Source organism: Microbacterium sp. HSID17254, assembly GCF_003989315.1.
In the GTDB taxonomy this organism is placed as follows: Bacteria; Actinomycetota; Actinomycetes; order Actinomycetales; family Microbacteriaceae; genus Microbacterium.
Map to the genome: position 1 here is coordinate 78481 of NZ_RBLT01000012.1, position 25442 is coordinate 103922.

Here is a 25442-nt window from a genome sequence, read left to right on the forward strand (position 1 = left end):
TCACACCTTCAGGTCGGCGGCGGTGAGGGGGCGGGCGGCCAGGGGATCGGCGGATCCCGGTGGCAGCAGGAGCAGGAGAGAGCGGGGATCGAGCGGGTCGACCGGCGCGAGGGCGCGGAGGAGGGTCTCGTCGTCGAGCCCGGCGGTGCGGAGGGCACGGACCTCGTCGGGGTTCATGTCAACGGGGGTCGGGCCGTTGCCCATGTCGGTGCCGTAGCGGACGGTGCCGCCGGCGGCATGGAAGCGGGCGACGTTGTCGATCGCGATGGCCCTCGCGGCGGGGTCGTGGATGGCGAGTGTGCTGATCCAGGAGGCCCGGACGGCCTGCTCCGCGATCTCCTCGTCGTCCAGGCGCTCGGTGAACGGGGCGTGCGCGAGCTGCGTCGCTCCGAGGCGGACGACGCGCTGCGCCTCGCCGGTGCCCTCCGCATGGGCGACGACGGGGAGGCCGTGCGCCACGGCGAGCTCGACGATCGCGCGGAAGAGGGCGTCGGCGAACACCGGGCCGGCGGTGCTGTTGCTCGCGATCTTGATGAAGGACGCGCCCGACGCCGCCATCTCCGCCACGGCGGCCGCCGCCCCGGCGGGGTCCGCGATCTCCCGCACCGATCCGGCCGGAGCCCATGCCCGATCCGAGGGGTAGCCACCCGGCGAAGTGAGGAAGGCGCCGGCGTACCGGACGGTTCGCAACTCAGGAGAATCCGGCCCCACCGTGCGCGAAACCGCGCCGGCGCCGCCTCCGTCGGCCAGTTCTCCTGCATTGTGGACGGCGATAGACGCGACGGTCGACGGGTCGCCGCCGAGGTCGACCACCCGTCCGAGGCGCGACGAGGCCAGGAGCATGTGGTCGACGAGCTGCAGATGCACGTGGTGGTCGGTGAAGCCGCCGACGATGCGTCCGGCCAGGGCTGGGGTGCCGGGGGAGGGCGCCTCATCGCGGAGCTGGGGGCGCCCGTCCGCGCCGAGCCCGACGACGCCGTCGCGCCAGCGCTCGCCGTCGAAGAACGTCGCCGCGAGCATCAGGAGCCGATCTCGGTGCGGACGGTGTAGAGCTCCGGGAAGAACGTCAGGTCGAGGGCGCGCTGCAGGAAGCCGACGCCGCTCGATCCACCCGTGCCGACCTTCATCCCGATGGTCCGGGACACGGTCTTGAGGTGGCGGAAGCGCCAGAACTGGAAGTTGTCCTCGAGGTCGACGAGGTCCTCGCAGGCCTCGTAGAGGTCCCAGTGGGTGCGCGGGTCCTGGTAGATCGCGCGGATGGCGGGTACGAGGGCCGGGGTCTCGCGGTACGGCTGGCGCACGTCCCGGTCGAGGATCTCGCGCGGGACGGGGAGCCCGCGGCGCGACGCATAGCGGAGGAACTCGTCGTACAGCGTGGGCTTCTCCCACTCGGTGGTGAGGAGCGCAAGGTTCGCGGGGTGGTCGCGGAAGACGCTCAGCATCTTCTCGTTCTTGTTGCCCAGCGCGAACTCGACGGCGCGGTACTGCACCGACTGGAAGCCGGACGAGTTGCCGAGCGCGCCACGGAACTGGGCGTACTCCGTCGGGGTCAGTGTCGCGAGCACCGACCACTGCTGCGTCATCACGTCCTGGATGCGCTTGACTCTGGCGATGCGCTTGAGGGCGTCGCGCAGGTCGTCGGCCGCGAGCAGTTCCCGCGCCGAGCTGAGCTCATGCAGCAGCTGCTTCAGCCAGAGCTCCGTCGTCTGGTGCTGGATGATGAACAGCATCTCGTCGTGGTGCTGCGGGTCGCTCACCGGGTGCTGTGCCGTGAGGAGCTGGTCGAGCGCGAGGTACGAGCCGTAGGTCATGCGACCGGAGAGGTCCGTGACGATCCCGGACTCGAGTGCGCGTTCGTTCTCGGTGTGCATCTCGTGAACATATCATTTCCGTGCCGGTCGTCACAGAGACGTTATGTCCGAATCCCGACGCATCAGCACGACCCGGCGACGGTGGCACGGGTATCCGGAGGATTCGGTCGTGCACCCGTGCCGCAGTCGTGCACCCGTGCCCGGCTCGTGCATCCGTGCCCGGGTCCGACTGCAAGACCCGGCGACAGTGGCACGGGTATCCGGAGGATTCGGTCGTGCACCCGTGCCGGAGTCGTGCATCCGTGTCGGAGCCGAGGTTGGACGAAAGGGGCCGGGTCAGCGGGTGTGCGCGTCGAGGAAGGCGATGGTGTCCGCAAGCGCCTTCCGGGCCTCGGGGAGATCGAGGTGGAACTGGTATTCGTGCGGGAGCTCCGGCTCGTGCGGCGCGGGCCAGAACACCGGCGTCACGTCGACCCCGAGCTCCTGGAGCCGCTTCGACATCGGGATCGACTGGAGCCAGGTGAGCCCGTCGCCGTTGCCGCCGGAGATGTAGGTCGCGGGGAAGTCGGCCGTGACCCAGTCGACGGTCGACATCGTGGCACCCGTCGAGTCCTCCGCCCAGGTCTTCGTGCCGGAGTACGCCCACATCGCCGACTTGAAACCCCATCCGGCGACCCCGTCGAGTTCAGCCAGCGCGGCGAGGTCGTAGACTCCGCAGTTCAGCACGGTCGCGACGAGCTGATCGGCGCGGATCGACGGGCGGATGCCGAGGATCTCCGCGTAGTCCGGATTCGTGATGAGTGTCGCCATCTGGCTGGCGAGCTGGGCCCCGGCGGAGTCTCCCGCCAGGACGATGCGGCGCGGATCGACGCCCAGTTCCGCCGCGTGCGCGTCGATGTAGGCGAGGGCCTCGTCGAGCTGGTGGACGGCGAGCGGATACACGCCCTCGGGTCCGCGGGTGTAGTTCACGCCGATGGTCGTGTAGCCCTCCGCGGCGAGGATGCGGAGGTACGGATCGACGTCCTCCTTCGAGCCCGAGATCCAGGCGCCTCCGTGGATCCACACCACGGTCGGCAGTGCGCCGTCGGCGGAAGCGGGGCGGAAGACGTCCATCGTCGTGTCCGCGCCGGCGTCACCGTAGGCGACATCCTTCCGCTCGTCGAGGGCGGTGTCCGGGACATGCTTGGTCATCTCGGCGGCAGTCTCGTCGCCGCCCTTCGTGAACACGGAGCGGATGATCATCGCGGACGGCCACGGGGTGAGCGCGCCGACGATCGCGACGACGGCGGCGACCGCGGCGAGGGTGCCCACGGCGATCTTCGTGCGACGCCAGGGCGTCCGACCGGTCTTCGCGGCCACGGTTCCGGCGGTGCTGCGGGAGTCTTCCACGGCCTCAGTGTGCCAGCATCCGCCGTCATGGACCGGGAATGACGAGCGTCCTCACCCGGCGAGGCTCGCGAGGAGACGCCGGAGGCCGTACTCGAAGGCGCGGTCGACGTCACCCCCGAGTCGGAACGCCCCGGACAGTTCCATCTGCAGGAATCCGGTGGCCCAGGCGGTGAAGAGACGCGCGGCGTCGAGAGCGTCCGTCTCGCCGACCGCGGTGGCGCAGGCGCGGATGACGGGGGCGGCGGAGCGTTCCAGGGCCTCGCGGGAGACCGCGGCGTTGAACATGAGGCGGAAACCCTCCGGATGCGCATGAGCGAAGGCGCGATAGGTCCGGGCGAGCGTGGAGAGGTCGTCGCCGGCCGCCTCGAGCTGGGTCGCGAGGGCATCGACGGATGCCGTGGCGACCGCGACTCGCAACGCCTCACGATCGCGCACGCGCTTGTAGAGGGAGGGGGCCCGCACGCCGACACGCTCCGCGACCGCCTGCATCGTGAGCCCCGCAGGACCGTCGGCCTCGATGATCTCCTGGCCGGCCGCGACGATGGCATCGATCGACGTGCGTTCGGGGGTGGGCATGGATCCTCCTCGATGGCTATTGACAGTAGCCATGATAGCTACGTAACGTAGCCATCGCAATCGCCCGAGAGGATCATCATGAAGCTCGCCCCTCACCTCCACCGCCTCGGCAACGACATCGTCGCCTCGTACCTCATCGACCTGCCCGAGGGCATCACCCTCGTCGACGCCGGGTTGCCCGGGCACTGGCATGACCTTCAGCGGGAGCTCGCCGTGATCGGCCGCCCGCTGTCCGACATCCGCGGACTCGTGCTGACCCACGGCGACAGCGACCACATCGGATTCGCGGAACGACTGCGTCGCGAGTCCGGCGTTCCGGTGTACATCCACGGCGCCGATGCACACCGCGTGCGTACCGGGGAGAAGCCGAAGACCCCGATGGGTCCTTCCCGGATCGGTCCCATGCTCGGGTTCCTCGCCTACGGCCTCCGCAAGAGTGCGCTCCGCACGCGCTACGTCACCGAGGTTTCCGAGGTCGCGGACGGCGACGTGCTCGACCTCCCCGGGGCCCCGTTCGTCGTGGGTCTTCCGGGGCACTCGCCGGGGAGCATCGCGGTGCACGTCCCGGCGGTCGGCGCGGTGTTCGTCGGCGACGCCCTGACCACGCGGCATGTGCTCACGGGGGAGGAGGGCGCGCAACCCGCCCCGTTCACCGACGAGCCCGCGGAAGCCCTGGCCTCGCTCGACCGCCTCGCGGCGCTCGAGGCCGAGTGGGTCCTTCCCGGCCATGGTGCTCCGTGGCACGGAACTCCCGCCGACATCGCCGCCGCGGTCCGCGCCCACGCCTGACGCTCGCCCCTGTCGGGTTCGATAACGCTCCTCCCCGCCTCTGCCGAGGTGCACTTCCCGTCCCGCCCGAACGCCGCAGCACCGTGCCGGATCGATAACGCACCGCCGTCGCGCGGCGGAGGTGCGTTTCGCGTCCCGCGACGCGGACTCCGTGCGGGATCGAAACCGTGCCCGGCGGACCCGCGCGAGGGGCGGAATCCGTCCCGCTGGGAGGGCTCGCCGGCGTGCCGGATCGAAAACGGGCGCGAAACGGTGCGCGGAGGTGCGATTTCCGTCCCGCACGGGCGCGGGAGGGGTCAGGGGCGGGGTCAGGGGGAGAGGAGGGTGGCGGTGTCGGTCACGGTGATCTGCGGGGGATACAGGGACATGACCTGCACGGCGGCCGCATGGTTCTCGGCCGTGGAGCCGGCGCAGGCATCCGCCGCGAGCGTCACGCGTGCCCCGGCGTCCGCGGCGGCGAGAGCGGTGGACACGACGCAGCAGTCCGTGGACACCCCTGCGAGCACGATCCGACCACCGCGCCCCACGATCGCCTCCAGCTCCGGACCCCATTTGCCGAACGTCGGGAGGTCGACGGTGGGATGTGGAGACAGCCCTTCCGCCTCGGGGACGAGCGCGTACAACGGGTCGTCAGCGGGGCGGTCGGCGAACGGCCACGCGGCGAAGTACTCGCCCCAGGAGGTCGAGCGGTCGGCCGTCGGCAGCCACCGGGTCACGAGCACGCGCTCGCCGAAGGCGTCCGCGAGGCGCCGGATGTTCGTCATCGCGGCGGCGAAGAACGGCGAGCCCCAGGCGGAGTCGGGCGACGCGAAGATCACCTGCGGATCGATCACCACGAGCCAGCTCTCGTCTGCGGAACCGGCCGCCTCCTCGGCCCCGGATCCTGCCGCCCCCTGGGTCCCTGAGCCTGCCGCCCCCTGGGTCCCTGAGCCTGTCGAAGGGCTCACGACTCCTGCCGCCGGATCTTCCCGGCCCGCGCGAACCAGGTCACGAGGAACGAGAGCACGAGCGCCACGAACACCCCGAGGTTCGCGTACGCCCAGTCCCCGTCCGTCCCGCCGACGAGGAACAGGAGGTATCCCTGCCAGTTGTTCCACGGCGCCGAGTCCGCGAAGCCGTTGAGGACGAGGCCCCACCCGATCACGCTCGCGACGACCATGGTGCCGATGGAGGTCCAGTCCCAGGCGCCGTAGCGGCCGCGGCTGTCGAACAGGGCCGCCTCGTCGTAGTCCTTCCGCCGCCGCAGGATGTCGGCGATGAGGATGCCGGCCCACGAGGCCAGCGGCACGCCGAGGGTGATGAGGAAGCTCTGGAACGGGCCGAGGAAGTCGGTCGCGAAGAACACCACGAAGATGGTGCCCGCGGTGAGGATCGCGCCGTCGATCGCCGCCGCGGACGGCCGCGGGATGCGGATGCCGAGGCTGAGCAGGGTCAGGCCGGAGGAGTAGATGCCGAGCACCGCGCCGGAGACGAGCGCGAGCACGGCCGTGAACAGGAACGGCACGAGGACCCACACCGGCAGGATGCTCGCGAGCGCGCCGATCGGATCGGCGGCGATCGCGACCATCAGCTCCTCGTCCGATCCCGCGAGCAGCAGACCGAAGACGACGAGGATGACCGGTGCCACCGAGCCGCCGATGGTGTTCCAGGCGACGATCGCCCCGTCCGACGCGGTGCGCTTCTGATAGCGCGACCAGTCCGCGGCGATGTTGATCCACCCCAGCCCGAATCCGGTCATCACCATCACGAGCGCGCCGACGACCTGACCGATGCCGCCGTCCGGCCGGGCCAGCACCGCGGCGAGGTCGATGGTCGGCGCCGCGAGGATGATGTAGACGATCGTCACGACGCCGGTGATCCACGTCAGCACCGACTGCAGCCGCATGATCGTGTGGTACCCGAGCACGGAGGCGGCGACGATCAGCGCCGCGACGATCACGGTGGCGAGGATCTTCAGCCACAGGCTGTCGCCCTCGCCGCCGAGCTGTGTGATGACGGTCGCCGTGGCGAGCACCGCCATGATCGCGAGGAACGTCTCCCACCCGATCGACGTGAGCCAGGACACGACCCCTGGCACCTTCTGCCCCTGCACGCCGAACGCGGCCCGGGAGAGCACCATCGTCGGCGCCGACCCGCGCTTGCCCGCGATCGCGATGAGCCCGCAGAGCAGGAACGACACGACGATGCCGATGACCGAGACGACCGTCGCCTGCCAGAAGGAGATGCCGAAGCCGAGCACGAACGAGCCGTACGACATCCCGAACACCGAGACGTTCGCCGCGAACCACGGCCAGAACAGGTCGCGGGGCTGGGCGGTCCGCTCGGACTCGGGGATGATCTCGATGCCTGCACGCTCGATGAGAGCCGGCCTGATGTCGGTCATCCTCACATCCTGGCACTCCGGGGGCGCACTCCGCGCGGCCCGATTCAGCCGGCGAAGAAGGCCCCGGCCACGCGGGTCAGGTCGTGCAGGTCCGAGACCCCGGCGAGCTCGCGGGCGGAGTGCATCGAGAGGATCGGGATGCCCACGTCGACCGTCCGGATGCCGAGCCGGGTCGCGGTGATCGGGCCGATCGTCGAGCCGCACGGCACGCTGTTGTTCGAGACGAACTCCTGCGTCACGACCTCGGCCCGATCGCACCAGTTCCGCCAGGACGCGGCGCCGACCGCATCGGTCGCGTAGCGCTGGTTGGCGTTGAGCTTGAGGATGGGTCCGGAGCCGAGCACGGGCTGCACGACGGGGTCGTGCCGGCCGATGTAGTTCGGGTGCACGGAGTGCCCCACGTCGCTGGACAGGCACCACGACGACGCGTACGCCTGGCGGCGGGCGGAGCCGTCGGCGCCGAGCCCCGCGTAGAGACGCTCCAGAACGTCTTCGAGGAAGGGGCCTGCGGCGCCGGAGCGCGACTCGGAACCGAGCTCTTCGTGATCGAACGCGGCGAGGATCGCGATCGGCGCGCCCGCCACGGGGGCGTGTGCCGCGAGGGCCACGACGCCGGCGTGCACGGAGGCGAGGTCGTCGAGCCGGCCGGAGGCGAAGAACGCGTCGTCCTTGCCGAACACGGCGCCCGGTGCGGCGTCGGCGACCACGACGTCGTAGCCGCGGATCTCTGCGGCGTCCACGCCGGCGGAGTCGGCGAGCTCGGCCAGCAGATCGGCCTCGGTCGGATCGCCCAGACCCCACACCGGCTGCGTCTCGGTCTGCTTGTCGAGCGCGAGGCCGTTGTTGGCCCCGCGATCGAGGTGGATGGCGAGCTGGGGGAGGCGCAGCAGGGCTCCGGTGTCGGCGAGGACGACCCGTCCGTCGGCGAGGGCGAGCCGGCCGGCGAGGCGCAGCTCCCGGTCGAGCCAGGAGTTCAGCAGCGGACCGCCGTACACCTCGACGGCGGCCTGCAGCCAGCCACGGGCTCCGGTGGTGGGCTGCGGCTTGAGCTTGAAGCCGGGGGAGTCGGTGTGCGCTCCGAACACGTGCACGGGCGTCGTGGCGGTCGCGTCCTCCGGCACCACCCATGCGATCGTCGCGCCGTCGCGGACGACGAGGTACCGGCCTCCGGGCTGCGCAGACCAGGCGTCCTCCTCCTCCAGCCGTGTGAAGCCGGCCTCCTCCAGACGGCGGGCGGTCTCGGCGGCGGCATGGTAGCTCGACGGGGATGCGGCGACGAAGTCGGCGAGGTCTTCGGCGTGGGCGAGGGCGTCCGGGGTGACGGGCATGGCATGACCTTCCTGCGCAGGGTGTCCTTCGAGCGTAGTCGCGCCCGGTCACCGCGCCCCTCCCGGTCGGGGATAGGGTGGTGGCGATAGCGCCTAGGGTTCCGGGGTCTGCACCCGTCTGGTCCGAGCGGCGCCACGGTCCTCCTCCGCAGGAGGGCCGTCATCTGACAGGACAAAAGCCCGGAGGACCCGATTCGTCGCGCCCGCGGCGGAGGGAAGGGTCTGCCGTGTCCGCTGTCGCTCTCGTCCTCGTCCTCGCCGCCGCGATCGCCCACGCGTCCTGGAACGTCATCGCGCACGGCATCAGCCGCGCCGGCTCGCCGTTCCTGTGGTGGGGTGCGGTCGCCAGCACCGCCGTCTGGATCGGGGCCGTGCCGTTCACGGGCGGACTCGGTGCGGCCGACCTCGGCTCGTTCGCACTCGGGGTCTCCGTCTCCGCGGTCCTGCACGTCGCCTACATGGCCGTGCTGCAGCGCGGCTACCGGGAGGGCAGCCTGTCGACCGTCTATGCGACGGCACGCGGCACCGGCCCCTTCCTCTCCGTGATCGTCGCCGTGCTCCTGCTCGGCGAACGCCCCTCGGCCCTGGCGCTCGTCGGCGTCGCCGCGGTGATCGCCGGTGTGGTCGCGATCGGGTTCGTCGACCGCCGTCCGGCGGGCAGCGGGCGCCGCATCGACCCCGGCCTCCTGTTCGGTGCTCTCACCGGCGTGGCCATCGCGGTCTACACGATCTGGGACGCCCACGCGGTGCGGGAGTGGGAGCTGTCACCCGTGGCGTTCATGGTCGGGACGACGCTGCTGCAGGTGCCGTTCTATTCCGTGGCGGTGCGCGGACGATGGGGTGCGGTCGTGGCGCTGGGGCGCACGCAGTGGCGGCGCATCCTGGCCTTCGGCATCCTGTCGCCGCTGTCCTACATCCTCGTGCTGACGGCCATCCAGATCGCTCCGGTGGCTCTCGTGGCACCGCTGCGGGAGGTCAGCGTCGTGCTCGTGAGCCTGTTCGGCGCCTTCGTCCTGCGCGAGTCCCGGCCCGGCTGGCGGATCGGCGCCTCGCTGGTCGTCCTCACCGGGATCGTGCTGCTCGCGCTCTGAGGCCGCGGCTCACCGGAAGGTGACGAGGCCGGCGTGGGCGGCCGTGACGAGGATCTGCACGCGGTCGCGCAGGTGCCACTTCGACATCATGCGACCGAGGTGGGCCTTCACGGTTCCCTCCGAGACGATGAGCGCCTTCGCGATCTCGGCATTGGACATGCCCTTCGCGAGGCACTGCAGCACCTCCTCCTCGCGCTCGGTGAGCGGTTCGAGGGTCTCCGCCGCCGCGGTGGGAGTGGAGTCGCGCACATGGCGGATGAGCATCGACGCGATGCGGGGCGACAGCGAGCTCGCTCCCGCGAACACCTCGCGCACGCCCGTGACGATCTCCTCCGCGCTGGAGTCCTTGAGCAGGTAGCCGGAGGCGCCTGCGCTCAGCATGGGCAGCACGGTGTCGCTCCCGTCGAGCGTGGTGACGGCGAGGATGCGCACGTCAGGCCACCGTTCGGCGATCGCCGCAGTCGCCTCGATGCCGTTCATCTCCGGCATCTGGACGTCCATCATCACGACGTCGGGCTTCTCGCGCTCGACCGTCGTAAGGGCCTCCACACCGTCCTCCGCCTGCGCCACGACCGTGATCTCGGGCGCGCGCGACACGAAGTGCGACAGCGCGGAGCGGACCAGAGGATCGTCATCGACGATCACCACGCGGATTTCCTGCATGGAGGAAGCCTAACGGCGTGAAGCGGGCGCTCTGAGGATGTAGACCTTTGGCTATCGAGGTCTGGACGAACGCCAGATGTGCGCTCCGCGCGCCGCCGAGAAGATGAATACAGACATCGACAAACGGCACTAGAACGGAGGTGAATGTAATGACTTTCTGGCAGCAGGTTGGCAAGCTTTTCGGTTTCACTCGCTAGGATAGCTGGCGAATAGGAGACAGTGCACCATGGCCTTAGACCAGTCAAAACGGGCGGTGCCTGACATTTTCCGACTCGCACGCGGCGAACGCCTCACACGCGTGGAGAGCATCGTCATCCTCGCGATCATCGGCGTGATGGTCGCGATCGACGTCTTCACTCTTTTCACGGATCCCACCGTGAATCCCCTCGCCTCCGCGGTGAGCATCGCCTCCACTCTGGCTACCGCTCTGTTTCTCTGGTCGCCTCTGATCGCCACGTGTGCGATCGGTGTCGTCCTGGTGGCCTCCTTCTTCACGGGGACCGAATCGCAGGTCCTCATCACCGCCGCCCTGGCGTCTGCGCTGGTCATGCGCCTGGGTTGGACCCCTCTTGTTCTCTCGTACACCGGAGTCTTCCTCGTCGCTGCGTCGGTCATGGCGTACGGAGACTCCGATGTCCCCGTCAATGTCGGCATCTACCTGATTGCGGCCACGGTCGCCGGGGCCATCGGCCTCGGACTCCGGCTGGCCTTCGACCGGGGACGTCGCCTCGAGCACGAGCTGGAGGCTGCGGCGGAGCAGGAACGGGAAGCCGTCCTCGCCGAGCGACGATGGATCGCCGGCGAGTTGCACGACAGCATCGCGCACCACCTCACGGTGGTGTCGCTGCACGTGCAGATGCTCGAAGACCCCGACGCCAGCGATGGCTCCCGGGAGGCGATCCGTGTCGCCGCCCGGAAGGCCATGACCGACCTCCGTTTCGTGATCGACCTCGCCGACGACGGCCCCCGTGCCGCGGGTATGCCGACGGGCGACCTCGTCGCGGCGGTCGAGGAGGCGCAGACCGAGTTCGAAGCGGCCGGGCACGAGGTCATCCTCGATGGCGACCCCGGCGACGAGCGCATCCCCCGGGCCGTGGAGATCGTGCTCGCGCGCATCGTGCGCGAGTCGGCGACGAACGTCCTGAAGTACGCGGGCCCCGGCACCGTCGAGATCCGTCTCGCCGTGGACGACGACAAGGCCCACCTGTCGCTGCGGAGTCCGCTGCCCACGACGCCGCGTCGCGAGCTCTCCTCCAGCCGGACCGGACTCGGACGGATGGCCGAACGCGTGATGGGCGCCAGCGGCGAGTTCAGCGCCGGGGAGGTGGACGGGCATTGGCTCGTCTCCGCCGTGTTGCCGGTGGTGTGAGCCCCGCGTAGTCTGAGACGACGCCCGTGATTCCGGGTCTGAGACCGTAGACGAAAGTCTACGAGTGTCTCGACATTCGGCACTTCAGCGGCCTCGCGGCGCCGACATATCCTGAAGGCTCCCCAGATAAAGCGTCCCCAGCGCTGCGATCGCGGGCGCGATCTTTCTGGCTTCTTAAACTCCCGCGCCCGCGGTCGCGAATCTGTTCCGGGGCTCAGCCGCCCACCGCTCTCATGTAGTGTCCGTCCGTCGAGATCCCGGATGCCGCCACCGTGAAGCGCACCACCTCGCTGAGGTAGCGGTCTTCCGATGCTTCGAAGATGCGCCCCTCGGCGTCCCGCGACGTCCGCGTGAGGCGGAGGATCGGGGTTCCGCGCGGCACACGCAGGAGCGCGGCGTCCTGGTCGTCGGCGGCCACGGCATCGATCACGTGCTGCAGGGTGACGATGGGATGGCCGACCGAGGCGAGGTACTCGGTGATCGACACCTCGTCGAGGTCCACCTCGAACAGGCGTCGCCCGACGTCCTCGGTGTACGCGAGGCGCTCCAGCATCGTCGGTCGACCGTCGAGAAGCCGCAGCCGGACCACGCTCACGATCGTGTCGTCGCGTCCCACGCCCAGGGCCGAGGCGAGGTCTCCCGCGCGACGCAGGCTGAGCTCCTGCGTCTGCGCGCCCGGCGAGACGCCGAGGTCCCGCGCCCAGCGGGTGAAGGGAACCGAGACGTCCACCGCCTGATTCGCCTTCCGTGCCACCACGCGCGCGGGGCGGCCGCGGCCCGTCTCGATCAGCCCTTCGGCGCGGAGGGCAGCCAGGGCGTTGCGGATCGGACCGCGAGACGTGCGCCAGCGGTCCGCGAGCTCCGCTTCGGTCGGCACGTCGTCCCCGGGGCGGAGCGTCCCGTCGGCGATCCGCGCGCGGAGCTCGTCGGCGATCTGGGTGTACACAGCTTCTGCCACATAGGTACATTACTTCGTTCGACGCCGTCGCACAGTCGGCGTTGCGCGCCTGTTCACCCAAGCGAATGCCGGGTGAACGCCGCCTGAACTCTTCCGAGATAGGTATACATCTCGGCCGCGGGGCTGGGAGAGTCGTCCCTGGATCACTCCTCCCACCCTGAAAGGTCCTCATGAAGCTCCGCGCTCTCCCTGCCCTCGCCGGCGCTGCGATCCTCGCGCTCGGCCTCGCCGGCTGTTCCGGATCGGCCGACGCCACCGACGCCTCCGCCGACGCTCAGTCGGCCAGCGGATTCGCCGTCGACGAGAACACCCTCGTCTTCGGCGTCGTCCCCGACTCGGTGGACACCGAGACGAACTACCAGCCGCTCATGGACTACATCGCCGAGGTCACCGGCAAGGCCGTCGAGTACCACGAGTCCACCGACTACGCCGCGCTCATCGAGGCCGCCGTCGCCGGCAAGGTCGACGTCGCCTCGTTCTCGGGGTTCACCTACGTCACCGCGACGAACAACGGCGCGAAGCTCACCCCGATCTCCTCCATCGTCACCGAGGAAGGCCAGGAGCCCGGCTACTACTCGCAGGCGATCGTGCCGGCGGACAGCGACATCTCCAGCCTCGAGGACTTCGCGGGCAAGAAGGTGTGCTTCGTGGACCCCTCGTCCACTTCCGGCTACCTCTTCCCGTCGTACAACCTCATCGAGGCGGGCGTCGACCCGAAGACCGACATCACCCCCGTGTTCGCGGGCAAGCACGATGTCAGCGTGCAGAAGGTCGGCGAGGGCGTCGAGTGCGAGGCCGGCTTCGCCGAGGACTCCGAGGTCGAGAAGTCGGACACGGTGAAGGTCATCGCCGAGACCATGGTCCCGGGTGCTCCGCTCGTCTACTCGTCGTCGCTGCCGGACGACGTGGCGACACAGCTCGTCGACGCCCTCGGCGAGGTCACCATCGACGACATCATCGCGGCGGGCATCGACAGCGCGGACTCGGACGCGTTCCGCAGCGTGTTCTTCGCCACCAAGCCGGTGGACGACGCGTACTACGACCTCATCCGCGACATCTGCGCCGAGACCGAAGCCGAGCAGTGCCAGGGCTGACGCCCCGCGCCTGACGACAGGAGAAGCCATGACCGCGGCATCCGACACCCTCATCCGCCTCGCCGGCGTCACGAAGACCTTCGGCAGCACCACCGCCCTCAAGGACGTCACGCTCGAGGTGGCCCAGGGAGAGATCGTCGTGCTGCTCGGGCTCTCCGGTTCCGGCAAGTCCACGCTGCTGCGGCATCTCGACGGCCTGGAGCTGCCCAGCTCCGGGTCCGTCGAGGTGCTCGGCGCGTCCGTTCCCTCGATGAAGGGGCGGGCGCTGCGACAGCTTCGCAGCAGCGTGGGCTTCATCTTCCAGCAGTTCGAGCTCGTGCCTTCGCTGACCGTGCTGGAGAACGTGCTGACAGGGTCGCTCTCGCGGATGCGCGGCCCGCGGCTCGGGCTGTGGAGCTATCCCCGCGCCGCGAAGCTCACCGCGCTGGAGCACCTCGACCGCGTCGGCCTCCTCGACCGCGCCTACCAGCGCAGCGACACCCTGTCCGGCGGCCAGCAGCAGCGCGTGGCCATCGCCAGGGCCCTCATGCAGAAGCCGGCGATCCTCCTGGCCGACGAGCCCGTCGCCTCCCTCGACCCGGAGTCGAGCGAGCAGGTGATGGCCCTCATCCGCGAGATCGCCGCCGACGAAGGCCTCACCGTCGTGTGCAGCCTGCACCAGGTCGACCTCGCGATCAGCTGGGCCGACCGGATCGTCGGGCTCCGGCACGGCGAGGTCGTCCTGGACACCCCGACGGACGGACTCACCAAGGCCGAGGTGATGGAGATCTACGGCCGCGTCGCGACGACCACGGCGGAGATCCGCGCCGTGCAGGTGGAACTCGTCGACGCCGTGACCACGGTGGGGGCGTCATGACGACGGTGGGGGCCTCGACACGGGGCGCTTCGACAGGCTCAGCGACCCAGGGCGGCGGCTCAGCGACCCAGGCCGCTTCGACAGGCTCAGCGACCCAGGGCAGCGGCTCAGCGACCCAGGGTGCTTCGACGGGCTCAGCGAACCAGGGCGGAGGGAGCGTCGCGGAGCGGGCGCCGAAGCGGCCGCTCTCGGCGGAGCGCATCGCGGCGGGGCTCACCCTCGTCGTCCTCGTCGTGCTCGGCATCGTCGCGGTGCGGGACGTGGGCATCTCGATCCCCGCGATGGTGCAGAGCTGGGGCAACGCCGAGAACTTCCTCGCCCGGGTCGGCGGACTCTCCTTCCCCGCGCCGGCCGACCTCGCCTGGCTGATCGCCCTGACCGTCGGCCTCGTGCTCGTCGGCACGCTGCTGGCGGCCGTGCTCTCCGTGCCGATCGCCTACCTCGCCGCTGCGAACACCACCCCGGGCGCCGGCTGGCGCGCGGCGGCCCGCTTCCTCGGCGTCCTCACCCGTGCCCTGCCGGACGTCGTGCTGGCCATGGCCTTCGTGCTGATGTTCTCGCTCGGCACGCTGCCCGGCATCCTCGCGATCGGCATCCACTCGATCGGCATGATCTCCAAGATGTTCGCGGATGCCATCGAGCAGATCGACGAGGGGCCGCGTCTCGCGATCCGCGCCGCCGGCGGCTCGAAGCTCCAGGAGTTCACGGCGGGCATCCTCCCGCAGGTGCTGCCGAGCTGGGTGGCGACGGTGCTGCACCGCAACGACATCAACCTGCGCGGGAGCGTCGTGCTCGGCTACGTGGGCGTCGCCGGCCTCGGTCTTGAGATGTCCTACGCGTTCAAGGCGCTGAACTACGGCAAGGGTCTCGGGATCGCGCTCGTGATCTTCGTGCTGTGCATCGTGATGGAGATCATCTCGAGCACGGTGCGGGGCGCGATGCTCGGTGAGCAGAAGCAGACCCGTTCCTGGATGGACCGGATCGTGCACCCGCGCCTGCGTCGGCGGTCGCAGGCGCCCGCCGAGGGCCGCCCGGCGTGGGCGGCGAGCCCGGAGACCGCGGTGCGTCGTCCGTGGACCGCGCAACGCGTGCGCCACACCGCGGCCGGTGCCGTCGCGCTCCTCGTCGTGATCGGCAGCGTCGTCGTGAGCCAGATCACCTGGTCGGACCTGTTCACCTTCTGGGCGAAGCTGCCCGACGTCGCCGCCCGGTTCTGGCCGCCGTCGTTCGGCAGCTACGACACGGTCGCGATGCTGGAGGCCATGCGGGAGACCGTCGCCATCGCGCTCGCCGCCACCGTCCTCACGCTCCTGCCCTCGCTGCTGCTCGGTTCGTTCGCCGCGCGCAACGTCGCCCCGCACGCGGCAGGGCGCGGCATCGCCCGTCTGCTGCTCGTCGGCATCCGCGGCATCCCCGAGCTGATCCTCGCCATCGTCCTCGTCGTCATCACGGGTCTCGGCGCGCAGGCCGGCGTCATCGCGCTCGCGATCGGCGGCATCGGTCTGCTCGGCAAGCTCATCGCCGACTCCTTCGAGGAGGTCGACCGCGGGCCCGAGCGCGCGCTGCGGGCGGTGGGCGCCACACGGATGCAGACGTACACGTCGGCCACGCTGACCCAGGGCACCCGAGCCCTCATCGGGCACAGCTTCTACATGCTCGACACCAACATCCGCGCGGCCACGATCCTCGGCATCGTCGGCGGCGGCGGGGTCGGCTACTACCTGCTGAACGCCAGCCAGGGATCGCGCTACGAGACCGTCACCGCGATCGTGCTGATGATCCTCGTCACCGTGCTCGCCGTCGAGGGGCTCGGGATGTGGATGAGGAAGGTGTTCCGATGACCGGGGCGAAGCAGAATCCGGACCTCGTCGTGGTGGGGGCCGGGATCGTCGGTCTCGGCGCCGCCTTCGCCGCCGTGCGCCGCGGGCTCCGGGTCGTCGTCGTCGAGCGCAGCGCCGCCCCGACCGGCGCCACGATCCGCAACTTCGGCCACCTCTGCATCGGCGCGCAGGGCGGAGAGGCACGGCGATACGCGGATGCGTCCCGTGAGCTCTGGCTGCAGCTCGCCCGCGACGCGGGGTTCTGGCTCCGCGAGTCGGGAACGCTCGTGGCCGCCCGCCACGAGGACGAGCTCGCCGTGCTCTCCGCGGCGGCGCAGGACGGCGGCATCCGGATGCTGGAGGCCGCCGAGCTCCTGCGCCGTGCGCCGCTGCGCCGGGACGGGCTCGTCGGCGGTGCCCTCATCGAGGCCGATCTGCAGACGGATCCGCGCACGGCGGCGACCGCGATCGTGCGCCACCTGACGGCACAGGGCGTCGAGTTCCGTTTCCGCACCGCGGTGACGGCCCTCGGCCCCGGCCGGGTGGAGACCACGCGCGGGGCGATCGACACCGGGGCGGTCGTCGTGGCCGTCAACCACGACATCGACCAGCTCCTGCCCGAGGTCGCGGAACGGCACGGGGTCGTGCGGTGTGCGCTGGACATGATGCGGGCGGCCGTCTCCTTCCCGCGACCGTTGACCGCGCCCCTACTGACCGGCTGGTCCCTCATCCGATACGGGAGGTTCGCCGAAGGACTGCAGGCCCGGGTCCTCCGTGAGCGCCTGCACGCCGAGCGCCCCGACCTCGCGGCCCTCGATCTCAATCAGATGTACACGCAGCTGCCGGACGGCACGCTCATCCTCGGAGACTCCCACGCCACCGACGCCGCCCCGTCGCCGTTCCAGCCGGAGGCCGCGTTCACCGCGTTCCTCGACGAGGCCGAGGCCCTGTTCGACGGGGCGGCGCCGCGGGTCATCGAGCGGTGGCAGGGCGTGTACGCGAAAGCCCCCGGCGAGTTCCTCGTCGACCGCGGAGACGACGGCGCCCTCGTGCTCGCCGCGACCACCGGCATCGGCATGACCTGCGGCCTCGGGCTCGCCGACCTGAACCTCACCGCCGCCCTCGGCGGCACCCCTGCTCTGGAAGGAACACCATGACCACTCCGATCGAACTCGTCGTCCTCGACATGGCCGGCACCACCGTCGTGGACGACGGCGTGGTGGAGCAGGCGTTCCAGCGCGCCGCCGAGCGCACCGGCGTCGCCGCGCGGCTGCCCTGGGAGGACGCCCTCGATTACGTCAGGGAGACGATGGGGCAGTCCAAGTTCGACGTCTTCCTCCATCTCGCCGGCGGTGACGCGGTGGCGGCGCGGCAGGCCACCGCGGCGTTCGAGACCGCGTACGCCGAGATCGTCGCCGAGAGCGGCGTCGCGGAGATCTCCGGAGCGGCGGATGCGATCCAGGGGCTGAAGGACGCGGGGCTCACCGTCGTCCTGACCACCGGATTCGCTCCGGTCACGCGACAGGCGCTCATCGATGGGCTCGGGTGGGGAGGACTCATCGACCTCGCCCTGTCTCCGGTCGATGCCGGCCGCGGACGCCCCGCGCCCGACCTCGTCCTCACCGCCCTTCTGCGGACGGGCGCGTCAGCGGTGCAGGCGGTGGCCGTCGCCGGCGACACCGTGAGCGACGTCGAGTCCGGCCGTCGTGCGGGGGCCGGCTTCGTCGCGGGAGTGCTCACCGGAGCCCACGATCGCGCGGCGCTGAGCGGAGCCGGGGCCGACGTCGTGCTGTCCGACGTCACGGCGCTGCGGACAGCGCTGGCGCAGCGCGAGCTCCTTCCTGCCGTCGCCTCCGTCTGAGGTCGTGTCATGGGAACGGTGCTGATCCGCCCACCCGGCCACCGGAGGGACGTCGCGCTGCGCCCCGCCGCCACCGCGATGGTCTGGATCGGCGAAGGCCACCCGCACGAGACCATCGCCGTCCCCGGGGTCGCGCTCGGTGACCGGGACGTGCTCGTCGCCGTGGAGATGTCGACGATCTGCGGATCGGACGTGCACACCGTGCAGGGCCGCCGGTCCGCGCCCGCGCCCCTCGTCCTCGGGCACGAGAGCGTCGGTCGGGTCATCGCGCTGGGCGACGACGGTGCGGAGGCGGTGGACGGGACCCCGCTGCGGATCGGCGACCGCGTGGTGTGGTCTGTCACGGTGTCGTGCGGCACCTGCGATCACTGCCGGCGCGGCCTCACGCAGAAGTGCCGGGACCTCGGCAAGTACGGTCACGACCGCGTCGGGGCGCACGGCGACCTGACCGGAGCCTTCGCCAGTCATGTGCAGCTGCGGGCCGGCACCGCGATCGCGCGCGTACCGGAGGCGCTGCCGGCCGCGGTGCTGGCTCCGGCCGGCTGCGCGACGGCGACGGCATGGGCGGCCGTGGCGCGAGCGGCGCGTGACATCGATCTCGACGGTGCCGCGGTGCGCATCCACGGTGCAGGACTGGTGGGGATCAGCGCCGCGGCGATCGCGGCCGAGCACGGGGCCGTGGTCGAGGTGCGCGATCCAGACGACGATCGTCGTGGCTTCGCCGCCCGCTTCGGAGCCACCGCGCTCGACCGTGACCCGGACGTGGTCATCGAAGCCTCCGGGCACGCCGTCGGGGAGGCGCTCGCCGGCGTCGCCGTCGGCGGCACGGTCGTCCTGGTCGGGAGCGTGTTCCCGGCGGCGCCCATCCCCCTGGAGGCGGAGGATCTCGTCCGCCGTCTCGTCACGGTGACCGGCGTGCACAACTACGGCGCCGACGACCTCGCGGCAGCGGTGTCGTTCCTCGCGGGGCGCGGGCGCGCCTATCCGTTCGCCGAGGCCGTGGGCGCCGTGCGACCGCTGCTCGACATCGACGCCGCTCTCACGGAGGCTGCGGCGCCGGGGGCCCCGCTGCGGGTGGGGCTGGTGCCGGGCCGCTGAGCCCTCAGTCGGACCCGGTGCGCCGGGGCCCTGCGGGGTGGAGTCCTTCGGCGTGGAAGGCGAGCAGGCGCACCGCGGCGTCGACGCTCGCCGACAGGATCTCGTCCGGGTCACCGGTCAGGGCCAGCCTCCGGTGCCCGGCGTCGTCGGCGGTCGCCCAGCCGAGGTACACCGTGCCGGCGGGATGACCGCCCTCCGGACCGGGCCCGCCCACCCCGGTCGTCGAGACGCAGATGTCGGCGTCGAAGAGCTCCCGTGCGCCCCGGGCGAGCTGCTCGGCGCAGGCGGCGGACGTCGGGTCGGTCCCCGGGGTGAGCCCCAGCACCCTCTCCTTCACCTCCGTGAAGTACGCGACGATACCGCCGGCGAACCACCCCGACGCCCCTTCGCCCGCACCGATCGTGTTCGCGAGGCGTCCGGAGGTGAGCGACTCCGCCACGCTCACGCGCAGACCTCGGCTGCGGGCGAGCTCGCCGAGGTGCTCGAGGTCGGGGGTCTCGTTCGGTGCGGTCATCGGGGCGCTCCTCTCGTCGGTTCCCCCTACGCTACGGACCCCGTGGCGCCCTGTCGCAGGGGATTGACAACGACGCCCGCGTCAAGCCCCTGGAGGGCCGTCGCCCGGCGCGCCATCGTCGAGGAACGTCACACCGACGAAGGAGGCGGACATGGCGGAGGATGCGCGGGACACCGCAGGGATGCGGGCGGTCTTCTGGATCTGGGCGGGGATCATCGGCGTCGGGCTCGCCGTGATGATCGGCCTGCCGCTGGGAGGGCGATGACATGCGCTCGCGGATCAAGGACCACGCCCTCAGCCTCTTCTTCCTCGCCCTCTTCGTGCTGGCTCTGGCCGGACAGGCCGTCGCCGGCTACCTCCGGAACAACGACGAGCTCCTCGACCACGGGCAGCCGACGATCGGCTTCGGAGACTTCCTCTGGTCGTCCGACTTCGCGGTCGACGTCGCCGAGAACTGGCAGTCGGAGTTCCTGCAGTTCTTCCTCTTCATCGCCGCGACGATCTGGTTCGTGCAGAAGGGCTCCCCGGAGTCGAAGAAGCCCGGCGACGAGGGGCCGGGCAGCGATGCCGATCAGCTCGTCGGCGCGCACGCCCGCCCGGACTCTCCGCGGTGGGCCCGGGCGGGCGGGTGGCGAGCGGCGGTGTTCGGCAACTCGCTACTGCTCGTGATGGGGGCGGTGTTCGTGCTGTCCTGGCTCGCGCAGTCGCTCGCCGGGACAGTGGTCATGAACGAGGAGAACGCGATGCACGGCCTCGCCGCGATCACCTGGGGCGACTACGTGACCAGCTCCGACTTCTGGGACCGCACCCTGCAGAACTGGCAGTCCGAGTTCCTCGCGGTGGGGACGATGGTCGCGTTCGCGATCTACCTCCGCCAGCGGGGGTCAGCGGAGTCGAAGCCCGTCGGCACCCCGCACCATCAGTCGGCCTTGGAGTCCGACTGAGACCGCTCGTCGTTGACGTCGGCCTGGGACAGCCGCTCGTCGTCGGCGTCGTAGCCCGCACGCGCCTCCTGCAGCGGCTGGTCGGAGTACTCGCCGCCCTGGCGTCCACCGAACGGACGGCCGTGGTCGGCGAACTCCTCGCGGGCGAAGACCAGCTCCCACGGGCCCACCGTGAAGCGCGATCCGGTACGCAGCGTCTCCGTGCGGTCGCCCGGGTGGGTCGCGTCGGCATCGGGGTTGGAGTTCATCTCACCGTCGGCGTGCAGGGTCACCACGTACTCGTCACGGTCGTCGTGCACGACCGTCGCGTGCACCGGCTCGGTGTCGGCGAGGCGCAGCTCGTTCCCGGCGGCCGATCCGATGCGGACCTCCTCCATGTCGAGCGCGAACTCGGTGCGCTCGTCGTCGCGCCGCACGCGCAGTCGCGGGTTGCCCGCGCCGCGCTCGGCGTGGGTTGTGCCGGGCGTGTAGCCCTCGTCGGGACGGTCGTCGATGTGGCGGTCAGTCATGGCGGTGCCCTCCTCGGGTGTCGATGATTCGAGGCTAATCGCCGCGCGGATCGCGCGCAGGGCCTTGACTTCGACGCGCGCATCGCCCTCCGGGGCTGATTTGCCGTGCGCCCCGCCCGAGGGCTTACCCTCTACCCATAGGCCGATCCCGGCAGTGTCCGCCGGGCTGAGGACCACCCGACCGAGGAGCATCACCCGATGGGCAAGTTCATCTACGAAGGCAGCGTGAAGACCGAGATCGAGGACCGGGCACTCACGCACCTGCAGCTCGTCATCACGGCCAAGCTGCGTCGCGGCGAGCCGTTCCCGTTCAACTGGCGCGAGGACGCCAGCGTCGGCGGCGGCCGGACCACCGTCTGGATCCAGCCGGGCAGCTCTCTCGTCTTCAAGTACTTCGGCAGCCGCCAGCCCGCGGTCAACCGGGCCTGGGTCGAAGCGCTCGCCTTCACCGCGAATTCCCCCAGCGGGCTCTACCTCGTCCCCGAGCCCGCCGAGGGCGCCGAGCCCCCGCACGGCGACGTCTCCTCCGCCGGCTGACACCTGCTGTCGCGGAGACCGCCCCGGGCTGTCAACCCCCTGCCGTCCCTCCTCCGGACCCACGAGGCTCGATCACGACCTGATCGACAGCCCCATGACAGGAGGAGCGGACATGACCGACACCACCCGCGACGGCGGCCTCACCGACCCCCGACACGCCCACCACGAGGACGGCTTCCCGGCGCAGAGCCAGGACCAGCCGGGCCTCACCGAGAAGACGACCCCGGAGCCGGACCACGGCGAGCAGTCCTACGTCGGCCACGGCCGGCTCGAGGGACGGCGCGCTCTCATCACCGGTGGTGATTCCGGCATCGGACGGGCGGTCGCGATCGCCTTCGCCCGCGAGGGTGCCGACGTGGCCATCGCGCACATGCCCGAGGAGCAGGCGGACGCGGAGGAGACGCTCGCGCTCGTCCGCGAAGCCGGTCGCACCGGCGTCAGCATCCCGGGCGACGTCCGCGAGGAGGCCTTCGCGACCGATGCGGTGCACCGTGCGCGTCGCGAGCTCGGCGGACTCGACGTGCTCGTGCTCAACGCGGCCTATCAGCACGACATCGACGGCTTCGAGAACCTCGACACCGAGAAGATGCGCCGCGTGTTCGACACGAACCTCGCCGGCCTCGTCTTCTCGGCCCGGGCTGCGTTCCCCGACCTCGAGCCGGGATCCAGCATCATCGTGACCTCGTCGGTGCAGTCGGCGCAGCCGTCGCCGGGACTCATCGACTACGCCATGACGAAGGCGGCGCAGGTCGCGTTCGTCAAGGCGCTCGCGGAGGAGGCCGGGCCGCGCGGCGTGCGCGTCAACGCCGTCGCGCCGGGGCCGATCTGGACGCCGCTGATCCCCGCGACCGGATGGGGGCCGGAGCGCCTGGAGACGTTCGGACAGGACACCCCGCTCGGACGCGCGGGGCAGCCCGCAGAACTCGCCGGTGCCTACGTGTACCTCGCCTCGGCGGAGTCGTCGTACGTATCCGGCGCGGTGCTCGCGGTGACGGGTGGCAAGCCGCTCTGATCCGCGCGAGGACGGCGCAGGCGGCGGGGAGGCAGGGCCCCGCCGCCTAAGCTTGTCTGGTGCAGAGACCCGCGGCATCCGGCCCCCTCATGGGCGTCGCGCTCGTCATCGGATCCTGCCTCTCGCTGCCGTTCGGCGCCGCCGTGGCCGCGCAGCTCTTCCCCGTCCTCGGGCCGTGGGGCGTGACGTCGCTCCGCGTCGCGATCGCCGCGCTGCTGCTGGTCGTCATCGTGCGCCCGCGGCCCCGCGCCTGGACCCGGTCGCAGTGGCTCGCCGCCGTGCTGTTCGGGGTGTCCCTGGCCGCGATGAACGGGTTCTTCTACGCGGCGATCGACCGCATCCCCCTGGGGCCCGCCGTGGCCATCGAGTTCCTCGGGCCGCTCGTGCTCGCCGCCGTGCTGACCCGCCGTCTCGCCGACGCGGTCTGGGTGGGCGTGGCCCTGCTGGGCATGGCGCTGCTCGGCGTCGACGGCCTCGTCGGCGCCGAGCCCCTCGATCCGCTGGGCGTCGTCTTCATCCTCATCGCGGCCGGATTCTGGGTCATGTACATCCGGATGAGCGCGCGCGTCGGCGCCCTCATCCCCGGCAGCAGCGGTCTCGCGATGGGACTCGTCGTCGCGGCGGTGCTCCTCATCCCCGTGGGCGTGCCCGCGGCGGCGACGGTGGCGCTGGATCCGCAGCTCCTCCTGCTCGCGGCGGTCACCGCGGTGCTGTCGTCCGTGATCCCGTACAGCTTCGAGCTCGCGGCGCTCCGCCGGCTCCCACAGCGGGTGTTCGGCGTGCTGCTGAGCCTGGAGCCCGCGTTCGCGACCCTCGCCGGGTGGCTCATCCTCGGACAGGACGCCACGCCGCTGCGGCTGCTCGCGGTGGCGCTCGTGATCGCCGCGAGCGTCGGGACGACGCTGGGCGTGCGCCGCGACCGGAGGGGCGACGGCCCCGCGGGACCGTTCACCGCGCCGATCCCGCTTCCCGACTGACGCCCCTCCGGTCGGGCGGCTCTCATGCCCGGACGGCCACCGGCTGCGGCAGCGGGTAACGGCGGCGCAGCATCACCCGCTGCACGAGGGTCCACACCACCGTGACCGTGAGGTAGAGCGCGGCGGCGAGGGGGACGAAGGCCGCGAAGACCGCGGTGAGGTAGTGCAGCGCGGCCATCATCCGGAGCATGCCGGGGGAGCTGAGTGGAGAGTCGTCGCCCTCGACGGGGGCCGGTCGGAACACCCGCCGGGTGACCTCGGCGACGGCGATCATCACGGCCAGCAGCACGCCGAAGACCGCGAACGTCGCCGGGGTCGCGGTGCCGCCGAACAGGGCCGACACTAGGCTCGTGCCGAGCGGGGCGCCGAAGAGGTCGTGGGTGAGCAGCTCGTTCGGGTGTCCGGCGATCTCCGGTCGCAGGAACAGCGTGTAGAGCAGGCCGACGACCGGTGCCTGCGCCAGCACGGGCAGCATCCCGGCGAAGGGCGAGGTGTTCTCGGCGCGGTAGAGCGCCATCATCTCCTGCTGCAGGCGCTCCGGGTTCTTCCGGTGGCGCTGCTGCAGCGCGCGCAGCTTCGGGGCGAGGCGGGCCCTGGTCTGCTCGGCTCGGGCCTGGGAGATGCCGACGGGGATGAGGAGGGCGCGCACGAGGAGGGTCACCAGGACTACGGCGAGGGCGGCGGCGGAGGGGCCGGCGAGGAGTTCGAGAAGGGTGGAGAGGCCGTTCAGGGCACCGTAGGCGGCGTCCAGGAGCGCAGCGAGGGGAGGGAAGGCGAAGATGTCCACGGGAAGGTCCGTTCGATGAGGTCGGGAGGGGTCGGCGAAGGCCGCGCGGTCCCGGTCGGACGGACTACGCGGCGGTCGCGACTCCCGGCGCTCGCGGACGAGGGTGTCCTGCGGCATCCGGATCGCTCTGAGGCAGGAGCGTTCCGACATCGATCGCCCGCAGCGGGTGCGGGGCATCGGCGGAGGTCTGGTGCCGCACGCTCAGCACGAGCGCGAGCGTGAGGACCGTGACGGCGAGCAGCGCGATCGCGAGGCCGAGCGCGGCGGCATCCGGCACCGTCACGAGACCGATCGCGGCCGCGACGAAGCCGAGCATCTGCCCGAACCACTCGCTCATGCCGCGAGCTTACCCCGTTCGAATCGCCTGAATTGCTGTATCCGGGCCGCCGATGGAGCCATTCAGGCGATTCGAAGGGCGTACGGTCGGGGTATGGCGACAGAACTTCTGGGAGTCGAGCATCCGATCGTGCTGGGACCGTTCGGGGGGAGCTCGTCGGTGGCGCTGACGGCGGCGGTGAGCGCGGCCGGCGGGCTGGGGTCGTACGGGCTGTACGGGTACGACGGCGACCGGATCCGCGCTGTCGGAGCCGAACTGCACCGCGCCACCGACCGTCCGTTCGCCCTGAACATCTGGCTGCCCCTGGGGGATGAGGTCGCGCCGAACCCGCAGCACGCGGTCTTCGCCCAGGCGCTGGAGCCGTTCTACGAGGCCGTCGGGGTTCCGGTGCCGGCCCGGCCCGAGCGCTACGTCCCCGAGCTCGACGAACAGCTCGACGCGGTGTGGGAGGTCGCTCCGGCCGTGCTGAGCGTGGTGTTCGGGGTGCCGTCCGCCGCTCTCGTCGCCGAAGCCCGCGACCGCGGCATCCGCGTCGTGGGCACCGCCACCACCGTCGCGGAGGCCGTCGCGCTCGCCGAGGCCGGAGTCGATGCGGTCGTCGCCTCGGGAGCCGAGGCGGCCGGGCACCGGGTGTCGTTCCTCCGCCCCGCGGCCGAGTCGCTCGTGGGAACCGTCGCGCTCGTGCCGCAGGTCGTGGACGCCGTCGACGTGCCCGTCATCGCCGCCGGCGGGATCGCGG

Annotated in this window: 27 protein-coding genes; 14 read left to right on the plus strand and 13 right to left on the minus strand. The window is 71.2% G+C overall.

Annotation, left to right across the window (positions count from 1 at the left end; translation table 11 throughout):
- From D8M34_RS09570 to D8M34_RS09585, 4 genes are all read right to left on the minus strand, one after another.
- On the minus strand, window positions 1-1020 hold the full coding sequence (locus tag D8M34_RS09570; RefSeq protein ID WP_126893871.1) for an amidohydrolase: 1020 nt from the start codon (window positions 1018-1020) through the stop codon (window positions 1-3).
- Window positions 1020-1871 (minus strand): tryptophan 2,3-dioxygenase, encoded by an 852-nt coding sequence (locus D8M34_RS09575; protein ID WP_126893872.1) that lies wholly within the window; start codon window positions 1869-1871, stop codon window positions 1020-1022. Before D8M34_RS09575 ends, D8M34_RS09570 begins: the two co-directional genes overlap by 1 nt.
- A 276-nt stretch (window positions 1872-2147) precedes the next feature.
- The gene (locus tag D8M34_RS09580; RefSeq protein ID WP_025102507.1) at window positions 2148-3200 is read right to left on the minus strand and encodes an alpha/beta hydrolase; all 1053 of its coding nucleotides are present in this window, start codon (window positions 3198-3200) and stop codon (window positions 2148-2150) included.
- 51 nt (window positions 3201-3251) lie between these two features.
- Window positions 3252-3776: a TetR/AcrR family transcriptional regulator gene (locus D8M34_RS09585; RefSeq protein ID WP_025102506.1), complete on the minus strand. Its 525-nt coding sequence runs from the start codon at window positions 3774-3776 to the stop codon at window positions 3252-3254.
- A gap of 78 nt (window positions 3777-3854) precedes the next feature.
- Between D8M34_RS09585 and D8M34_RS09590 the strand changes: the two genes are divergently transcribed.
- Window positions 3855-4565: an MBL fold metallo-hydrolase gene (locus D8M34_RS09590; RefSeq protein ID WP_126893873.1), complete on the plus strand. Its 711-nt coding sequence runs from the start codon at window positions 3855-3857 to the stop codon at window positions 4563-4565.
- Window positions 4566-4873: 308 nt separating this feature from the next.
- Here the strand turns inward: D8M34_RS09590 and D8M34_RS09595 are convergent, their stop codons facing one another.
- The 3 genes from D8M34_RS09595 to D8M34_RS09605 form a co-directional block, all read right to left on the minus strand.
- Window positions 4874-5401 carry a cysteine hydrolase family protein gene (locus D8M34_RS09595; RefSeq protein WP_126893887.1) on the minus strand — a complete coding sequence of 176 codons (528 nt, stop codon included), beginning with the start codon at window positions 5399-5401 and terminating at the stop codon, window positions 4874-4876.
- Window positions 5402-5508: 107 nt separating this feature from the next.
- Window positions 5509-6948, minus strand: coding sequence for a purine-cytosine permease family protein (locus tag D8M34_RS09600; RefSeq protein ID WP_126893874.1), 1440 nt, complete (start codon window positions 6946-6948; stop codon window positions 5509-5511).
- Window positions 6949-6992: 44 nt separating this feature from the next.
- Window positions 6993-8276: a M18 family aminopeptidase gene (locus tag D8M34_RS09605; protein ID WP_126893875.1), complete on the minus strand. Its 1284-nt coding sequence runs from the start codon at window positions 8274-8276 to the stop codon at window positions 6993-6995.
- A gap of 227 nt (window positions 8277-8503) precedes the next feature.
- Between D8M34_RS09605 and D8M34_RS09610 the strand changes: the two genes are divergently transcribed.
- On the plus strand, window positions 8504-9367 hold the full coding sequence (locus D8M34_RS09610) for an EamA family transporter (RefSeq protein ID WP_025102501.1): 864 nt from the start codon (window positions 8504-8506) through the stop codon (window positions 9365-9367).
- A 9-nt stretch (window positions 9368-9376) separates the two neighbouring features.
- On the opposite strand, the gene D8M34_RS09615 is transcribed toward D8M34_RS09610, so the two are convergent.
- Window positions 9377-10030: a response regulator gene (locus D8M34_RS09615; RefSeq protein ID WP_231729504.1), complete on the minus strand. Its 654-nt coding sequence runs from the start codon at window positions 10028-10030 to the stop codon at window positions 9377-9379.
- Between the two features lie 298 nt (window positions 10031-10328).
- Between D8M34_RS09615 and D8M34_RS09620 the strand changes: the two genes are divergently transcribed.
- Window positions 10329-11399, plus strand: a complete 1071-nt coding sequence (locus D8M34_RS09620; protein WP_231729502.1) for a sensor histidine kinase — start codon at window positions 10329-10331, stop codon at window positions 11397-11399.
- 214 nt (window positions 11400-11613) lie between these two features.
- Here the strand turns inward: D8M34_RS09620 and D8M34_RS09625 are convergent, their stop codons facing one another.
- Complete coding sequence (locus D8M34_RS09625; RefSeq protein WP_231729501.1) at window positions 11614-12357, minus strand: GntR family transcriptional regulator; 744 nt, start codon at window positions 12355-12357, stop codon at window positions 11614-11616.
- Window positions 12358-12527: 170 nt separating this feature from the next.
- Between D8M34_RS09625 and D8M34_RS09630 the strand changes: the two genes are divergently transcribed.
- Genes D8M34_RS09630 through D8M34_RS09655 form a run of 6 tightly spaced genes read left to right on the plus strand, consistent with a single transcriptional unit; the run spans window position 12528 to window position 19086 of the window.
- Window positions 12528-13451, plus strand: a complete 924-nt coding sequence (locus D8M34_RS09630; protein ID WP_062765451.1) for a phosphate/phosphite/phosphonate ABC transporter substrate-binding protein — start codon at window positions 12528-12530, stop codon at window positions 13449-13451.
- A 28-nt stretch (window positions 13452-13479) separates the two neighbouring features.
- Window positions 13480-14307 carry a phosphonate ABC transporter ATP-binding protein gene (phnC, locus tag D8M34_RS09635; RefSeq protein ID WP_062765447.1) on the plus strand — a complete coding sequence of 276 codons (828 nt, stop codon included), beginning with the start codon at window positions 13480-13482 and terminating at the stop codon, window positions 14305-14307.
- On the plus strand, window positions 14304-16148 hold the full coding sequence (locus tag D8M34_RS09640) for a PhnE/PtxC family ABC transporter permease (protein ID WP_082758417.1): 1845 nt from the start codon (window positions 14304-14306) through the stop codon (window positions 16146-16148). Before phnC ends, D8M34_RS09640 begins: the two co-directional genes overlap by 4 nt.
- Window positions 16145-17284, plus strand: a complete 1140-nt coding sequence (locus D8M34_RS09645) for a TIGR03364 family FAD-dependent oxidoreductase (RefSeq protein WP_126893876.1) — start codon at window positions 16145-16147, stop codon at window positions 17282-17284. The genes D8M34_RS09640 and D8M34_RS09645 overlap by 4 nt, the downstream gene beginning before the upstream one ends.
- Window positions 17281-17988, plus strand: coding sequence for an HAD family hydrolase (locus D8M34_RS09650; protein WP_126893877.1), 708 nt, complete (start codon window positions 17281-17283; stop codon window positions 17986-17988). The genes D8M34_RS09645 and D8M34_RS09650 overlap by 4 nt, the downstream gene beginning before the upstream one ends.
- A 9-nt stretch (window positions 17989-17997) precedes the next feature.
- A complete protein-coding gene (locus tag D8M34_RS09655; RefSeq protein WP_126893879.1) occupies window positions 17998-19086 on the plus strand; it encodes an alcohol dehydrogenase catalytic domain-containing protein in 1089 nt (362 codons plus the stop codon).
- Between the two features lie 4 nt (window positions 19087-19090).
- Here the strand turns inward: D8M34_RS09655 and D8M34_RS09660 are convergent, their stop codons facing one another.
- Complete coding sequence (locus D8M34_RS09660; protein WP_062633002.1) at window positions 19091-19600, minus strand: CinA family protein; 510 nt, start codon at window positions 19598-19600, stop codon at window positions 19091-19093.
- Window positions 19601-19866: 266 nt separating this feature from the next.
- Here D8M34_RS09660 and D8M34_RS09665 point away from each other — a divergent pair, with 266 nt between their 5' ends.
- Window positions 19867-20544 (plus strand): DUF6766 family protein, encoded by a 678-nt coding sequence (locus tag D8M34_RS09665; RefSeq protein ID WP_062765430.1) that lies wholly within the window; start codon window positions 19867-19869, stop codon window positions 20542-20544.
- Here D8M34_RS09665 and D8M34_RS09670 read toward each other — a convergent pair.
- The gene (locus tag D8M34_RS09670; protein WP_062765427.1) at window positions 20520-21053 is read right to left on the minus strand and encodes an FHA domain-containing protein; all 534 of its coding nucleotides are present in this window, start codon (window positions 21051-21053) and stop codon (window positions 20520-20522) included. The two genes, D8M34_RS09665 and D8M34_RS09670, sit on opposite strands and share 25 nt — an antisense overlap.
- Before the next feature lie 198 nt (window positions 21054-21251).
- Here D8M34_RS09670 and D8M34_RS09675 point away from each other — a divergent pair, with 198 nt between their 5' ends.
- The 3 genes from D8M34_RS09675 to D8M34_RS09685 all read left to right on the plus strand — a co-directional run bounded on the left by D8M34_RS09675 (window position 21252) and on the right by D8M34_RS09685 (window position 23579).
- Entirely contained in the window at window positions 21252-21590 is a 339-nt protein-coding gene (locus D8M34_RS09675; protein WP_062765424.1) for a DUF7882 family protein, read from the plus strand.
- A 112-nt stretch (window positions 21591-21702) separates the two neighbouring features.
- Window positions 21703-22602, plus strand: coding sequence for an SDR family oxidoreductase (locus D8M34_RS09680; RefSeq protein ID WP_062765420.1), 900 nt, complete (start codon window positions 21703-21705; stop codon window positions 22600-22602).
- A 59-nt stretch (window positions 22603-22661) separates the two neighbouring features.
- A complete protein-coding gene (locus tag D8M34_RS09685; RefSeq protein ID WP_062765416.1) occupies window positions 22662-23579 on the plus strand; it encodes an EamA family transporter in 918 nt (305 codons plus the stop codon).
- A 22-nt stretch (window positions 23580-23601) separates the two neighbouring features.
- Here D8M34_RS09685 and D8M34_RS09690 read toward each other — a convergent pair whose 3' ends face one another.
- Entirely contained in the window at window positions 23602-24366 is a 765-nt protein-coding gene (locus tag D8M34_RS09690; RefSeq protein WP_126893880.1) for a YidC/Oxa1 family membrane protein insertase, read from the minus strand.
- 64 nt (window positions 24367-24430) lie between these two features.
- The gene (locus tag D8M34_RS09695; protein WP_126893882.1) at window positions 24431-24703 is read right to left on the minus strand and encodes a DUF6412 domain-containing protein; all 273 of its coding nucleotides are present in this window, start codon (window positions 24701-24703) and stop codon (window positions 24431-24433) included.
- A 93-nt stretch (window positions 24704-24796) separates the two neighbouring features.
- Here D8M34_RS09695 and D8M34_RS09700 point away from each other — a divergent pair.
- Window positions 24797-25442, plus strand: a 646-nt coding sequence (locus D8M34_RS09700) for an NAD(P)H-dependent flavin oxidoreductase (protein WP_148113052.1), incomplete at its 3' end; no start/stop codon positions are given.

What these genes read in the sequence shown, in the direction of transcription:
- D8M34_RS09645 (WP_126893876.1), top strand. Translation starts at nt 16,145, where the DNA reads ATGACCGGGGCGAAGCAGAATCCGGACCTCGTCGTGGTGGGGGCCGGG.
- D8M34_RS09590 (WP_126893873.1), top strand. Translation starts at nt 3,855, where the DNA reads ATGAAGCTCGCCCCTCACCTCCACCGCCTCGGCAACGACATCGTCGCC.
- D8M34_RS09615 (WP_231729504.1), bottom strand. Translation starts at nt 10,030, where the DNA reads ATGCAGGAAATCCGCGTGGTGATCGTCGATGACGATCCTCTGGTCCGC.
- D8M34_RS09575 (WP_126893872.1), bottom strand. Translation starts at nt 1,871, where the DNA reads ATGCACACCGAGAACGAACGCGCACTCGAGTCCGGGATCGTCACGGAC.
- D8M34_RS09655 (WP_126893879.1), top strand. Translation starts at nt 17,998, where the DNA reads ATGGGAACGGTGCTGATCCGCCCACCCGGCCACCGGAGGGACGTCGCG.
- D8M34_RS09600 (WP_126893874.1), bottom strand. Translation starts at nt 6,948, where the DNA reads ATGACCGACATCAGGCCGGCTCTCATCGAGCGTGCAGGCATCGAGATC.
- D8M34_RS09585 (WP_025102506.1), bottom strand. Translation starts at nt 3,776, where the DNA reads ATGCCCACCCCCGAACGCACGTCGATCGATGCCATCGTCGCGGCCGGC.
- D8M34_RS09665 (WP_062765430.1), top strand. Translation starts at nt 19,867, where the DNA reads ATGCGCTCGCGGATCAAGGACCACGCCCTCAGCCTCTTCTTCCTCGCC.
- D8M34_RS09650 (WP_126893877.1), top strand. Translation starts at nt 17,281, where the DNA reads ATGACCACTCCGATCGAACTCGTCGTCCTCGACATGGCCGGCACCACC.
- phnC (WP_062765447.1), top strand. Translation starts at nt 13,480, where the DNA reads ATGACCGCGGCATCCGACACCCTCATCCGCCTCGCCGGCGTCACGAAG.
- D8M34_RS09640 (WP_082758417.1), top strand. Translation starts at nt 14,304, where the DNA reads ATGACGACGGTGGGGGCCTCGACACGGGGCGCTTCGACAGGCTCAGCG.
- D8M34_RS09630 (WP_062765451.1), top strand. Translation starts at nt 12,528, where the DNA reads ATGAAGCTCCGCGCTCTCCCTGCCCTCGCCGGCGCTGCGATCCTCGCG.
- D8M34_RS09570 (WP_126893871.1), bottom strand. Translation starts at nt 1,020, where the DNA reads ATGCTCGCGGCGACGTTCTTCGACGGCGAGCGCTGGCGCGACGGCGTC.
- D8M34_RS09670 (WP_062765427.1), bottom strand. Translation starts at nt 21,053, where the DNA reads ATGACTGACCGCCACATCGACGACCGTCCCGACGAGGGCTACACGCCC.
- D8M34_RS09675 (WP_062765424.1), top strand. Translation starts at nt 21,252, where the DNA reads ATGGGCAAGTTCATCTACGAAGGCAGCGTGAAGACCGAGATCGAGGAC.
- D8M34_RS09695 (WP_126893882.1), bottom strand. Translation starts at nt 24,703, where the DNA reads ATGAGCGAGTGGTTCGGGCAGATGCTCGGCTTCGTCGCGGCCGCGATC.
- D8M34_RS09660 (WP_062633002.1), bottom strand. Translation starts at nt 19,600, where the DNA reads ATGACCGCACCGAACGAGACCCCCGACCTCGAGCACCTCGGCGAGCTC.
- D8M34_RS09680 (WP_062765420.1), top strand. Translation starts at nt 21,703, where the DNA reads ATGACCGACACCACCCGCGACGGCGGCCTCACCGACCCCCGACACGCC.
- D8M34_RS09605 (WP_126893875.1), bottom strand. Translation starts at nt 8,276, where the DNA reads ATGCCCGTCACCCCGGACGCCCTCGCCCACGCCGAAGACCTCGCCGAC.